Genomic DNA, 13695 nt, shown 5'->3' on the forward strand with positions numbered 1-13695 from the left:
AAAAATCAACGGAAATAGGACTCTTTTCTTCATTTTCGCTGATTTTTCAAATAATTGTTTGGAGGTTTGAAGAATATAGCCTATCTTTGCAGAAATTCTTGAAAAAATGACTGAATTATGGGTAGATACATAAATAAAGGCAATATTGCATTCCGCGACATCGTGTCACATGAATATGTTGACAAGTCGTCGCTCATACCACTAATAAACGGCACGCTCAACTCCGAGAACCGTTATAGCTGTGTTACCCGCTGCCGAAGGTTTGGCAAGTCGATGGCGGCAAAGATGTTGTGCGCATATTATGACAAGTCGTGCGATTCGAGAGAGTTGTTCAGTGGATTGGCGGCAGAGAAGGACAAGTCGTTTGAGGCATATCTTAACAAGTACTATGTTATTAGCATTGACATGACCGACTTTACCACAAAATACAGGAATGACAAGGCTATCGTTAAGAAAATTCAAGACCGAGTCATTAAAGACATACAGGATGTTTTCTCCCAAATCAGTGTAGAGGATGACGACGACTTGATGGATGTGTTATACAGTATCAGTGCCAGCACTGGCGAGCGTTTCTTTATGATTATCGACGAGTGGGATGCTATCTTGCGCGAGATGGGCAAAGACGAGAGTGTGACAACGTCATATGTTGATTTTCTTCGCCGTCTGTTCAAGGGGTCCGGGTCAGACACGGTCTTTGCGGGAGCATACCTCACTGGCATATTGCCCATCAAGAGATACAATACAGAATCTGCGTTGAACAATTTCAATGAATATTCAATGATTGATCCCGCCTATCTCGCCTCTTGTTATGGATTTACCGAAGAGGAGGTGGGCATTTTGGCAATGCGTCATAATGCCTCAATCGAAGATCTAAAACAGTGGTATGACGGGTACAAAATCGGCAATGAAAAATCCATCTATAACCCATACTCCGTGATGAAAGCCTTGCAACGTGGAGCATGCAAAAGCTATTGGTCAACCACGGGTGCCTATGATTCTGTCAGGACCTATATCCAAATGAATTTCGACGGACTGAAGGATGACATCATCAGAATGTTGTCGGGAGAGCATGTTTATGTCAACACCCTAAAGTTTCAGAACGACATGCGGATAGTCAACAGCAAAAATGACGTTCTGACTGTATTAATACATCTCGGCTATTTGGCATACGACGGAGATACCGGCAAATGCTTTATCCCGAACAAGGAGGTAGGCGAGCAATTTCTTAACGCAGTTGAAGATACTTCGTGGACTCGTCTGGTGGAAGCGCTTACCGCCTCACAGAATCTTCTTGACGCAACCCTTTCATGCAATGAACAAGCCGTGGCTAAGGGCATAGACAAGGCTCATGACGAGAATACGAGTATTCTTGCCTACAATGACGAAAACTCGCTTGCCTGTGTTCTTTCCATTGCTTATATATGGGCTAAGAACGATTATGTCATTCATCGTGAATATGCAACTGGCAAGGGTTATGCCGACCTTGTAATGATTCCCCGGCGCAATGTCTCAAAGCCAGCCCTTGTCATAGAGCTTAAATACAACCACTCCTCAGATACCGCAATCAATCAAATTAAGCAAAAGAACTATCCCTCGAAGTTGGCCGATTACACAGGCGACATCCTCCTTGTGGGAATCAATTATGACAAGGAAACGAAGGAGCATACATGTAGGATAGAGGAATACAAGAAATAGACTCCTCGGTGTTAACATTTACGTCAGCCTAATCAAAATATAATACTCCCATTTTTTCGAACCAGTGCATAAGTCAAATAAATTTAGTAACTTTGCACTCGCAATGAATACTCAAACAACTCGTGGAAAACTCACCCCTGAGTTCAAAGCAAAGGTGGTGATTGAAGCTCTCAGAGAGCAGTCAACCTTGGTAGATATCGGCAAGAAGTATGAAATCACCCAGGCTCAGCTTAGCCGCTGGAAGAAGGAATTCCTGGCAAATGCTGCTGCCGCTTTCGGCGACCCCGAACAGCAGCAGGAGATGAAGAAACTGGAGGCTGAGCGTGACAGTTGCCATCGCAAGATAGGCGAACTGGAGATGGAACTGGATTTTGCAAAGCGGGTATCCAAAGCATTGGGGATACCGATACCCGCAAAGGATTAGTATCCCCTTCCAACGAGCTCAGTATCAATCGCCAGCTTGAGGTACTAGGCATCAGCTACATACCTATGGCTCATGGCTTTATGTACCTCACAGCAATAATAGACGTGTACAGCCGCGCAATCATGGCGTGGGGACTACACAATAGCCTTGACGCTGAAAACAGCATAGAGGTGCTACAACTGGCCATAGAGTCTCACGGAAAGCCAGAGATTATCAATTCCGACCAAGGCAGTCAGTACACATGCCCAACAAGGGAAAAGGCTTGCGAAGGAATACGCATGAGCATGGACGGAAGGCGCAGGTGTCTGGATAATGTTTGGATAGAACGGTTCTGGCGAACAATCATGCGCGAGTATGTATATATCAATCCCACGGATAATGTCAAGGAACTGCGTGAAGGCATCAAGAACTACATTGAATACTACAACACCAAGCGCCCTCATCAGGGTATTGAGCACCAGATCCCGATGACGAAATATGCCAAAATCGCTGCATGATGAAAAAAAAACGCAAATTACTTGCCAGTTCCGCAAAGAATGATTACCTTTGCAGCAGCCAAGGAAAGGGACACTAGCTCCCCATTGCCTGTTGTTCTACCTGCGGAATGCATGTAAGTTTTGCCTAAAAAACTAACATCGCTGGTTTGAAAAGCGGTAGTAGTATATATTTCCGGAAAAGACTTCTTGAAAAAAAAATAATCTTAAAAGAATTTATTTATGAAAGTATTTGATTTGACGCGCGGCAAGTATCCTCAGTTGTATTATGGGAACGATATAATTTCCCAATATGAGGATCAGTTTAAAATGACTATACATTCAAGCTATTCGTTCCAGCGAAAGTTCCCAAAGCGAGGATGCCTGCATGATGTTGAGGCTTTAATAGATACTATTCCAATTTTCCTCGTAGAAACGTCTATGACAAATGAATATGTTGCTGTACCAGGAATGCAATGTTCAATTCTGGTGCCAGAAGACCGGTACTATGTACCTACGGAATATTCGGAATTCGACATTGATGAATGGGTCAATACAAAGGAAAGCGAAAAGGAAGATGACCCGCGTGAGAGACAACCTCAAAGCCTCAGCATTCTCGATTTGCTTGGAGTATATATCTTTACAAATGATGATGATCTCATTCCAAGAAGAATATTTGTCTGGATGGACAAAATTATGGATTATGCCAAAGATCATACAAAAAAAGGAATTAAACAAATTGGTAGTAATGCTGCAACCCTGTTTGATTTTGTCGTTTTCCATGAGATAGGACATGCATTGATGGACGTAGAACTCTATGGAATTCATCCATCTCCCCATTTTTCGTATAGTAGCGACTATGTATACAGATTCATTGAAGAGGCTTATGCCAATGGCATAGCGTTATCCATAGTATACGACAATCTCAAATCTCAAGAACAGGACTTTATCAAGGACTTTGTGTTGAGTCAAGGTGCGGGATATGCTCGTGGATGGGATTTACGAGATTATCACTTGGAAATAGACCAATGGTTAAGCATCAAAGTCCTTTTCAAATATGATATTGCATGCTTAATAAGAGATTGTTGGAAGAATAATCATCAAGAGCTCGTTCCTGAATGTGTACAATCTGTAGGTCATAATGATTGGTTAGCGCTTAAAGACCGACATGACAAATGGGGAATAATAGAGTTGCCTAGTCAGAAAGATATTATTGGTTTCAAGAAATATGATTCATTCTGGTCTTTCGATGAAAATGGATTATGTATGGTTCGGCTTGACCAACAAAAGGGTTACCTGTATGGCTTTGTCAACGAGCAAGGAGTGGAACAGATTCCTGTAGAATATGATCATCTTTATTCGTTTGAAAATGGCATTACGATTGCAAAGAAGGATGGTAGATATGGTGCTATAGATTTGAACAATAACACCGTCATACCATTCAATCTTCCCTATGAAGACATCCGGGGGTTCCGTAATGGACGTGCCAGTGTAAAGGATAGGAATGAAAAATGGGGCGTGATTGACACTAACGGGAAACTCATAGTCCCATGTGAGAATAACAACATCGTTTTGTAAAACCACCCCCAAAAACGAAACAATAATAGGGATGCGACTGTGAAAGTAAAAACGCCGCATGTGACTACAGAAAATAATAATATAGCGCTCGTCAAAATAATCACGGAACAGGGGACAGGTCAGTGTACCGCTTTTGAGGTTATATTTTTGTCTTTTCCTGCGGGAAAGTGACCTGTCCCCTGTCCCGACAATATGTCTTATATCACCTGCTTTTTACAAAATATCACTGCTGTCCCGTTTAGAAATCATCGTTGCCAAAAAGGCTCGGATATAGCTCTTCGTCACTCTTATCTTTTGGGACAGTTTTGTTAAACAATTCATTTAATGGGGTCTTATCCGTAAGGAATAAACCGACGTTTTTTGAGATAGTATGTAATGATTGATCTATATGCATTACCTTTTTTGCATAAGCCAAAAGCAGATATGTGCATATGGCAATCCAAATTTGCATGTATATGGCATTCTCGGAAGTACCATAGAATGATTTTATATGAAGATGCTGCTTGATACATTTGAAGAAAAGCTCAACATTCCATCTTTCTCTATATAATTCAGATATGGTTAGAGCTTCATATTCCATGTTGTTTGTGAGAAACCTATACATGTTGTTAGTTGCATAATCTTCATACGTAACCATTCTGATTTCTTCTGGATACCATTTGGATGTTCGTTGTCCTGTGAGTTTGATATGCTCATCAGAAATTACGCCTGTGCTTTTGTCGACTTGGGCATTCGACATAACCTCAAAAATCATGTTGTCTTTTGCCCTGGTAACAAAGAATGCGTTCTTCTTATTTATTAATTTAAAAAGTCTGTTGAAATCCACATATCCCTTGTCCATCAGGTAGATAGCTCCGGGTTCTATATATAAATTATCAAGAGCCTTCATGTCATTTACTGATGCAGGAGTCAAATATACGGAGATTGGCAGATTGCCTCTCAAATCTACAAGAGTATGCATTTTTATACCACCCTTGTTCTTGCGGAATTTAGCCCATGGACATAATTTGAGACATAGACTAATGGTACTGCTATCAAAAGCATACACCATATTATCGAGGTCTAATCGGAAGTTGTCCTGAGCATAAAGTGGACGTACTTTTTTTAATAGAATATCAGCAAAATCTTTATAGATACGCCAGTCTCGTTTCTAGTTTGCCTTAGCCAATGTGTTACGAGGTACAGCATAACTAATACCGCAATGATATAGCTTACTGGATAGTGCAGACAGGCAATTTTCTATATCCCGAAGACTGTCACGGCCTGTTAATTGGGCATAGCTCATGACTAAGAACTGATCTTTACAAGAGAAGTTCCTTGATCGATAGTTTCCCTTATAGCGGTCAACACATGCCTTGAAATCACGTTCTGGAATCAGTGACATTATCTGAGAGAATATGGTTTTACCTTTGTTCATTGCACACGTCATTTATTAACGAGTGCAAAAATACAAAATCAAATCGAATACACAAAATATTGCTCGTAAAACGTTGACTATTAGTTAATTATTTCAAAATCTTCTGACCTTAACGGGACAGCAGTGACAAAATATTGTTAAACATGTTTGATTATAAGACATTTATTGTATATTTGCAGAAAATAAATAACAGAGGGTATAATCATGAGATATTTAAATAGAATCATTGGTCAAAATTCATAGAGACTAATTCATATATGAAGGCCCGAACCATTCTGTCAGATTTGCGTGTCGCATTCATTGATGATTTTTCAAAATATGCAGGCAGAATGGATCCTGACTTGCTGAGACATACCCTGATAAGTGTGGCAAGGCAAAGCGGGACAAAGTTCGTGTTCAGTATGGTTGACGGTAGTTATCGTACGGAGCAAGTGAAGAAGGCACTTACTTATCTCAGGGATGCCGGATTGAGTATCCCTGTCATTCATACCGCATCAAACGGCATTCCATTAGGTGCTGAAACAAACAGCAAGTTTGTCAAATATATAATGATAGACAATGCACTGATGTTGGATTTCCTTGGCATTAGTGACAATACCCAAGAAATAGACAAGGCTATTCTGACAGATACTGTGCCTAACCTTGTTGACAAGGGCAGCATTGCCGAGATGATGGCAGGATTGGAAATACTGAAATATATGTCACCGTATGAGCGGCATGACTTATATTATTGGCAGGATACAAACAAGGGTAATGCGGCCGAGGTGGATTATGTGGTGGCAAAGAGCGGTCATGTGGTTCCTGTGGAGGTAAAGTCGGGAGTAAAAGGTTCAATGAAAAGCCTTTATGAATTGCTGTCCAAACCACAGAAGGACATTCCTTATGCCATACGTTGCTCATTAGAGAATTTTGGCTCGTTCGTTAGTCCTATAGGCAAGCCAATCTCTATATGTCCCCTATATGCCATCTCCAATATCATCTCCAAAACTCTCACTTCTAACCCAATTGCGTAGGTTCACAACAGAATAGACCCCTGTCCCGGTCCTATAATTTTTCTTCTCATAACTCTGTATTTTAGATGGATAGATAGGAATTCCTGTCGATTCGCGGCTGCAAAGTAACACTTTTTTCCACGAACTTCCAAGTAAAATCCACAATTTTTTCCACGAACTTTCAAGCATTATCTACAATTTTTTCCACGAACTTCCAAGCAATATCTACAATTTTTTCCACGAACTTTCTTTGTTTCTTCTCTCCATATGCAAGTTTTTTGTACTAAATCTCACTTTTTTTCATGCGATTTAGTACAAAAAGGTGGCATAAATGAGATTGGCGGCGTAACCAAATAACTGTTACTTGAACAGGTCTTCCATTGTCACTTCATTGCCCACGATGCCATTGTGAATGCCGTTTGCCACTCCAAACGTGGTGACAAAGGTGGAGACCAATGACTTGCGGGTCTTGGTCTTCTCTCTGAATATCTGAATGCGATGGCGCACCTTTTTCTCATATTCGCTGGTGATTATGTATTCTTCGGTACTGAATTTCATTTCACACAAATTGATTACTTGGTCGCCCCTGTCTATTACAAGGTCTATCTGGGCTCCTTCTTCGCCATCGGAGGATTGTGGACGAGGGACGTATCTCCATGATGAGGCACTTGTGGATATGCCGTCGATGCCTAACTTGCGACGAATTTGGGGAAGATGGGTAAGGCACACTAACTCAAAGGTTGTTCCCTGCCATGATGCCACAGAACGGGAATTGTAGTTGTGAAGCCACCATTCCTCGTCTTTGGTATCTGAGGACTCGATGAATTTCAAGTAAAACAAGGTGTAGAAGTCAACGAGACGATAGATGGTGCCCTTCGACTTATTGCCAAATTGGGAGTAGGACAGAACGAAATCACATCTTTCGAGATTATTCAATATTGTGGTGAGGCGGGAGCCAGTGATGCCTGTGGATTTCTGTACTTCTGAATATGTCATCCCTTCCTTGTGATTGTTCAACAGTTTTACTATATCAAGGTATTTTCCTGAGTTGGTGAAAATTGCTGTGTAAAGTTCGTCAAACTCTATTTTCAGCTCGCTGTTCTTGCGGAAGAACAGATGGTTGATGTTGTTGATTAGAGTCTTGCTGGGGTCTAACAGACTAAGATAAAAAGGAATGCCGCCCATTGACATATACAGCTGCAAAATCTGGTATTTGCTCCAGCTGAATCCTCGGCTTTCCAAATATTCTTCGGTTTCCCGTAGAGTGAATGGTCGAACATATATGTTATTTGTTATACGGGCATGAAGTCCACCTGGATTTTTCACCAGTTTGTCCATCATCCATGATGAAGCCGAACCGCTTGCCACAAGCACAATATCGTTGCGACGGGCTCCCCATGCATTCCAAAATCCCTCTAATGCCTCTACAAATTCCGACTGTGGGGTGTCAATCCATGGCATCTCATCTATGAAGACAACTTTTTTCCTGTCTTCGTCAAGCGACTCAAGATATGTCTCCAAGGCATCGAAGGCGTCAAACCAGTCGCCAAAGACAGGTTGCTTGGGCATTGCGGCATGCTTTTTCAGAGATTTGGCAAAGGCACGCAATTGTTTTGCCATTGCCTGATTGTTTCTTCCGACAAAGGAAAAATCGTATTCTCCATCAAAAAATCTATCTACCAAGAATGTCTTTCCCACTCGGCGTCTGCCATACACTATGACAAACTCCGACCTGTCGGACTCCATGCATCGCCTAAGCTCTGCCATTTCCATTTCTCGGCCTATAATCTTTTGTTGCTTCTTGTTTGTTGCCATAATCGCTCATTCTTAAATTCTGTGCAAATATAGGAAGAAAAGCCGAAATATGCAAGCTTTTTGTACTAAATCTCACTTTTTTCATGCGATTTAGTACAAAAAGGTGGCATAAATGGGATTGGCGATGGAACCAAAAAACTGTTATTTGAAAAGATCGTCTATTGTCAGGCGGCCTTGAATGGAAGACAGATATGAATCACAATACTTCATATACTCAGGTTGACTTAGACTAGAAAAAGTTGTCACTTTAGGAGGCAAAAGAAGTGACAACTTTTTCTAGTCTAAGTCACACAAGTCGGTATGTAAAATCGTTTCCACATGAAGGTATCATCTAAAAAGTGGGAATGAGCAGAATTAAAACAAAAATATCATGGTTACTGCTCAATACTTGTAGAAAACGTTTGGAATTGAAAAAGAATGTTAATTGTCATACATTCGTGCAGCTATTTGTTGAAATTATGAAAGATAATTACTATATTTGCAGAATAGCAATATTCTAAGCCAAGAAAGAGAAGATTATTATGCAACAAGATAGCTCGGAATTCATTTCATCCGGAAATCCCGAAGACCGTTCTTGGACCATCAACACCACCTATTACCAACTTTACAAAAAAGTTGAACACGGCAAGGTGATGATGGTCAAAACCCTTCGTCGCGAATATCTATCTGACAAGCAGATGCGCAACGCACTGGAAAAAGAATACTACATAGGGCGCGAGGTGTCTGCCACGACTCCCTTCGTGGTGCGATACCTCGACTGCTACACTGATGCAGAGGAAGTCAGCCTGACGATGGACTTTGTGGATGGCGACACTCTAGACCGGTTTCTCGTCACACATCCAAGCTATTTCGCCGACAAGGCAAACCTCCGCCGCTTCCTCAGGCAGCTGCTCGAAGGCTTGCTGGCCATTCATCAGCATAAGGCCATTCATCTCGATCTCAAGCCTTCAAACATCATGATGACTCACGTCAACAAAGACGTCTGTATCATCGACCTCGGCTTTTGTTATGCCGACACTTGGCCAAACCAGATAGGGACGACCAAGGACTTTGCCGCACCAGAGATGCTCGACGGCACATACGACATAGACGCTCGTACCGACATCTATTCCGTAGGAAAGATCCTGCTGTATATTGAGTTGCAACTGCAACAACACGACAGCACCTATCGTCTGCCAAAGGATATCCTCCATGTGTGTGAGCTATGCGTAAGACTAAGGAAGTCAGAACGTTGGGGCTCGGTGGAAAAAGTGCTGGATTATCTCAACAACATCACTCGCCGTCTCTCCTTTTGGCGCCGTGCAGCCATCGCAGCCTCGTCGATACTCGTCGTCCTCGTTGGCTTGTTGTCTTTAAGCAAACTAAACGACAAACCCGCAGAATTTGTTGACGAGAATAGCATAGTCTATCAGGTGGTGTCTGAAGACTCCGCCACATGCCGCATCATCGGCAGCGACTCAACGCAGTTTTTCCGCCACATTTACATCCGTTCAAACGTGTTCCACAACAACAAGACATATACCGTGGTGGCCATTGCCGACAGCGCTTTTCAGAACAATAAACTCGAAACGCTGAGTCTGCCGCAAAGTCTTGAGCTGATAGGCAAGAACGCCTTTATCAGATGTCATCAGTTGGAGTTTGTAGATATCCCCGACCGTGTGAAGACTATTGGTCCTCAGGCATTCTGGCATTGCCAAAAGTTGTCGAGCCTGCGTCTGCCAGCCGGCATCAAGGAGATACCTCAAGGGGCATTCTGTTTTGCAAAGATGAAGGAAGTGGTAGTGCCCGAAGGAGTGACGTCGATAGGGTGCGACGCCTTTGCTGGCAACGAGCATCTTGAGACAGTGAGACTGCCCGAGACGTTGAGTTCCATAGAACGTGGCGTCTTCTGGAAATGTAGCGCGCTGAAGAGCATCACCCTGCCGGCAAAAGTGCATGAGATAGGAGTGCTCGCCTTCTACGACTGCACTTCGCTCACCGACATCTACAACCACTCGCCTCAGCCGCAAAACGTAAGCAAGATATTCAGTCCTGAAATGAAAGTCACCGTCCACGTGCCCAAGGGCAGTGCCGAGCTCTATCGTGAGGCTTACGTATGGAAGGAAATGAACATCGTCGAGATGTAGCATCACAATAAAGCTCTCTATGAACTCTAAATGCCTTGGCATTAAACTCAAAACAACATCCGTAAATCTCTTAAACTCTTAATCTCTATGGTTTAAACAAATGGCGGATGTGTGCTTTGATTTTTGGGGGATTTCTGAATAATTTGGTGTTTTGATAATGAAATCAAATAAGTAAATAATATGCAAAATGTTTGGAAGATTAAGAGAAAGTTCGTATATTTGCAGCCGAGTATTTCGTAACAGATGAAAGCAACAGTTGAATACATAGAAAAGAAATTTGAGGAGTTTAACCGACAGATGTTTGCCGGGAAACTCCCCAAACTTCCCATTGAGCTAAGCAATGCCAAGACCTTCCTCGGACAGTGTGCGTTCAAAAAGCGTTTGACAGTTTTCGGGAAGGTGAAGCTCTATGACTTCCGCATGCGAATAAGCACCCGCTTCGACTTGACTGAACGGGAGATAGAAGATACGATAATCCACGAGATGATACATTATTACATAGGTGTCAACAACCTGAAGGACACCTCTGCCCACGGCCAGCTGTTTCGGCAGATGATGAACTCCATCAACGAGAGATACGGCAGGAGTCTGACCATTTCCCACAAGATAACAAAGCAACAAAAAGAGGAGGCGCACGACACACGGCAACGCTGGCATGTGGTGGCGGTGATCGACTTCAAAAATGGGAAGACTGGAATAAAGGTTCTGCCACGGATAGTGCAACGAATACTCAATTACTATAATAAGGTGGGCGCAGTAAGTGAAGTTGCCGCGATAAGGCTGTATATGAGCAACGACATTTTCTTCAACCGCTATCCTAACTCTGGAGCACTCACCGCCACCTTCGTTGAACGGGAAACGGCAATGAGCCATCTGGCGGATGCCGAAAAGCTGCAGTGCGACGGAAAGAGAATAATAAGAACAAAATGAAGCTAACAAAATAAAAAATCAATTAGTCTATGAAAATTCCTGTAGTATTTTGGCTCGTGCCAATAGCCTCGGTAGTGGCATTGGCAATGGCATGGTACTTCTTCCGCCAGATGAGGAAGGAGGACGAGGGCACTCCGCGAATGATAGAGATTGCGGAGTATGTAAGAAAAGGTGCCATGGCTTATCTGCGACAGCAGTATAAGGTGGTGACCATAGTCTTTATTGTACTGGCAGTAGTGTTTGCATTCATGGCCTATGTGCTGAAGGTACAGAACCCATGGGTGCCGTTTGCCTTCCTCACCGGAGGTCTTTTCTCTGGCCTCGCAGGATTCTTTGGCATGAAGACCGCCACCTATGCCTCTGCACGCACAGCCAACGCAGCACGCAAGTGCCTTAATAGCGGACTAAAGGTGGCTTTCCGTTCGGGTGCAGTGATGGGTCTGGTGGTAGTGGGTCTCGGACTTCTCGACATAGCCATCTGGTTTCTGGTACTCAGCTACTTCTACCAGGGTTCGAGCATGGCTCTCGTCACCATCACCACTACGATGCTCACGTTCGGCATGGGAGCATCCACTCAGGCTCTCTTTGCCCGCGTAGGCGGCGGTATATACACAAAGGCTGCCGATGTGGGAGCTGACCTTGTGGGAAAGGTTGAGGCAAACATACCTGAGGACGACCCACGCAATCCGGCCACGATAGCCGACAACGTGGGCGACAATGTGGGCGACGTGGCAGGCATGGGTGCCGACCTGTATGAGAGCTATTGTGGAAGCATACTCTCCACTGCAGCCCTCGGCGCAACGGCGTTTGCCATGAATATCGACATGCAGCTCAAGGCTGTGGTGGCTCCAATGATCATAGCATCGGTGGGCATATTCCTCTCGCTCATTGGCATCTTCACCGTTCGTACCAAGGAGGACGCCACCATGCGCGACCTGCTGCGTTCGCTCGGACTGGGCACCAACGTCTCGGCATGTCTTATTGCCATCGCCACATTCGTCATCCTGTATTTGCTGCAGATAGAGAACTGGCTCGGCGTGTCGTTCTCGGTGGTGAGCGGACTTGTGGCTGGAGTGGTGATAGGACAGGCAACAGAGTATTACACCAGTCACAGCTATAGGCCTACACAGAAAATATCTGAGGCCTCGAAGACTGGTCCTGCCACGGTTATCATACAGGGAATAGGTACGGGAATGATCTCCACAATGATTCCCGTGGTGACCATCTCGGCAGCCATCATGCTGAGCTATCTCTTTGCCAATGGCTTCGACCTCTCGATGAATGCCGCAAGCATATCCATGGGACTCTATGGCATAGGAATAGCAGCCGTAGGCATGCTTTCTACTCTCGGCATCACTCTTGCCACCGACGCCTATGGACCTATCGCCGACAATGCCGGAGGCAATGCCGAGATGAGTGAGTTGGGCGAGGAGGTACGCCATCGCACCGACGCCCTTGACGCTCTTGGCAATACTACAGCCGCCACTGGCAAGGGCTTTGCCATTGGTAGCGCCGCACTCACTGCCCTAGCCCTTCTCGCCTCTTATGTGGAGGAGATAAAGATTGCCATGGTGCGTGCCGTGGAGGAAGGACAGTCGTTTGTTGATGCTGCCGGCAATGTGTTTAATCCCGCCACAGCCAACATGCTCGACTATATGAATTACTTCCAAGTGAACCTGATGAATCCGAAGGTGCTCGTGGGTGCATTCATTGGAGGTATGGCTGCATTCCTCTTCTGCGGACTCACGATGGGTGCCGTAGGACGTGCGGCCCAGTCGATGGTGGAAGAGGTGCGCCGACAGTTCCGCGAGATAAAGGGCATACTCGAGGGCAAGGGAACACCCGACTACGGCAGGTGCGTGGAGATTAGCACCCGTTCTGCCCAGAAGGAGATGATATTCCCAAGTCTTTTGGCCATTGCCATTCCTATAGTTGTAGGCATGCTGCTTGGTGTGGCTGGCGTGATGGGCTTGCTTGTCGGCGGACTGACTGCCGGCTTCACTCTCGCCGTATTCATGGCTAATGCCGGCGGAGCGTGGGACAATGCAAAGAAGATGGTAGAGGAGGGCAACTTCGGCGGTAAGGGCTCGGAGTGTCACAAGGCAACGATAGTTGGCGACACCGTGGGCGACCCATTTAAGGATACGAGTGGTCCGTCGCTCAATATCCTCATCAAACTCATGTCGATGGTGAGCATTGTGATGGCAGGACTCGTCGTCGCCTTCTCATAATCTTGTGATATAAC

The 13695-nt window shown here is 44.4% G+C and carries 11 protein-coding genes; 8 read left to right on the top strand and 3 right to left on the bottom strand.

Annotation, left to right across the window (positions count from 1 at the left end):
• Positions 1-117 precede the first annotated feature (117 nt).
• The 4 genes from CIK99_RS09895 (at position 118) to CIK99_RS09910 (ending at position 4170) form a co-directional block, all read left to right on the top strand.
• The gene (locus tag CIK99_RS09895; RefSeq protein ID WP_094381357.1) at positions 118-1695 is read left to right on the top strand and encodes an AAA family ATPase; all 1578 of its coding nucleotides are present in this window, start codon (positions 118-120) and stop codon (positions 1693-1695) included.
• 103 nt (positions 1696-1798) lie between these two features.
• Positions 1799-2119: a transposase gene (locus CIK99_RS09900; RefSeq protein WP_094381358.1), complete on the top strand. Its 321-nt coding sequence runs from the start codon at positions 1799-1801 to the stop codon at positions 2117-2119.
• 65 nt (positions 2120-2184) lie between these two features.
• A complete protein-coding gene (locus CIK99_RS09905; protein ID WP_094381359.1) occupies positions 2185-2616 on the top strand; it encodes an integrase core domain-containing protein in 432 nt (143 codons plus the stop codon).
• A 219-nt stretch (positions 2617-2835) separates the two neighbouring features.
• Complete coding sequence (locus CIK99_RS09910) at positions 2836-4170, top strand: WG repeat-containing protein (protein ID WP_094381360.1); 1335 nt, start codon at positions 2836-2838, stop codon at positions 4168-4170.
• A 238-nt stretch (positions 4171-4408) separates the two neighbouring features.
• Here CIK99_RS09910 and CIK99_RS09915 read toward each other — a convergent pair whose 3' ends face one another.
• The gene (locus tag CIK99_RS09915; protein WP_371591023.1) at positions 4409-5305 is read right to left on the bottom strand and encodes an IS4 family transposase; all 897 of its coding nucleotides are present in this window, start codon (positions 5303-5305) and stop codon (positions 4409-4411) included.
• Between the two features lie 15 nt (positions 5306-5320).
• Entirely contained in the window at positions 5321-5599 is a 279-nt protein-coding gene (locus tag CIK99_RS15780; RefSeq protein ID WP_371591014.1) for a DUF4372 domain-containing protein, read from the bottom strand.
• A 245-nt stretch (positions 5600-5844) separates the two neighbouring features.
• Here CIK99_RS15780 and CIK99_RS09920 point away from each other — a divergent pair, with 245 nt between their 5' ends.
• Positions 5845-6600: a DUF4143 domain-containing protein gene (locus tag CIK99_RS09920; protein ID WP_094381361.1), complete on the top strand. Its 756-nt coding sequence runs from the start codon at positions 5845-5847 to the stop codon at positions 6598-6600.
• A gap of 339 nt (positions 6601-6939) precedes the next feature.
• On the opposite strand, the gene CIK99_RS09925 is transcribed toward CIK99_RS09920, so the two are convergent.
• A complete protein-coding gene (locus CIK99_RS09925; protein ID WP_094381362.1) occupies positions 6940-8394 on the bottom strand; it encodes an ATP-binding protein in 1455 nt (484 codons plus the stop codon).
• A 521-nt stretch (positions 8395-8915) separates the two neighbouring features.
• Between CIK99_RS09925 and CIK99_RS09930 the strand changes: the two genes are divergently transcribed.
• The 3 genes from CIK99_RS09930 (at position 8916) to CIK99_RS09940 (ending at position 13681) form a co-directional block, all read left to right on the top strand.
• On the top strand, positions 8916-10520 hold the full coding sequence (locus tag CIK99_RS09930) for a leucine-rich repeat protein (RefSeq protein ID WP_094381363.1): 1605 nt from the start codon (positions 8916-8918) through the stop codon (positions 10518-10520).
• A gap of 243 nt (positions 10521-10763) precedes the next feature.
• The gene (locus CIK99_RS09935; protein WP_094381364.1) at positions 10764-11450 is read left to right on the top strand and encodes a SprT-like domain-containing protein; all 687 of its coding nucleotides are present in this window, start codon (positions 10764-10766) and stop codon (positions 11448-11450) included.
• 29 nt (positions 11451-11479) lie between these two features.
• Positions 11480-13681: a sodium-translocating pyrophosphatase gene (locus tag CIK99_RS09940; protein WP_094381365.1), complete on the top strand. Its 2202-nt coding sequence runs from the start codon at positions 11480-11482 to the stop codon at positions 13679-13681.
• Positions 13682-13695 lie beyond the last annotated feature (14 nt).

The organism is Prevotella sp. P5-92 (assembly GCF_002251245.1).
In the GTDB taxonomy this organism is placed as follows: domain Bacteria; phylum Bacteroidota; class Bacteroidia; order Bacteroidales; family Bacteroidaceae; genus Prevotella.

Excerpts from the sequence above, each read along its gene's own strand:
- CIK99_RS09895 (WP_094381357.1), top strand. The coding sequence starts at position 118 with ATGGGTAGATACATAAATAAAGGCAATATTGCATTCCGCGACATCGTG.
- CIK99_RS09900 (WP_094381358.1), top strand. The coding sequence starts at position 1,799 with ATGAATACTCAAACAACTCGTGGAAAACTCACCCCTGAGTTCAAAGCA.
- CIK99_RS09905 (WP_094381359.1), top strand. The coding sequence starts at position 2,185 with ATGGCTCATGGCTTTATGTACCTCACAGCAATAATAGACGTGTACAGC.
- CIK99_RS09910 (WP_094381360.1), top strand. The coding sequence starts at position 2,836 with ATGAAAGTATTTGATTTGACGCGCGGCAAGTATCCTCAGTTGTATTAT.
- CIK99_RS15780 (WP_371591014.1), bottom strand. The coding sequence starts at position 5,599 with ATGACGTGTGCAATGAACAAAGGTAAAACCATATTCTCTCAGATAATG.
- CIK99_RS09920 (WP_094381361.1), top strand. The coding sequence starts at position 5,845 with ATGAAGGCCCGAACCATTCTGTCAGATTTGCGTGTCGCATTCATTGAT.
- CIK99_RS09925 (WP_094381362.1), bottom strand. The coding sequence starts at position 8,394 with ATGGCAACAAACAAGAAGCAACAAAAGATTATAGGCCGAGAAATGGAA.
- CIK99_RS09930 (WP_094381363.1), top strand. The coding sequence starts at position 8,916 with ATGCAACAAGATAGCTCGGAATTCATTTCATCCGGAAATCCCGAAGAC.
- CIK99_RS09935 (WP_094381364.1), top strand. The coding sequence starts at position 10,764 with ATGAAAGCAACAGTTGAATACATAGAAAAGAAATTTGAGGAGTTTAAC.
- CIK99_RS09940 (WP_094381365.1), top strand. The coding sequence starts at position 11,480 with ATGAAAATTCCTGTAGTATTTTGGCTCGTGCCAATAGCCTCGGTAGTG.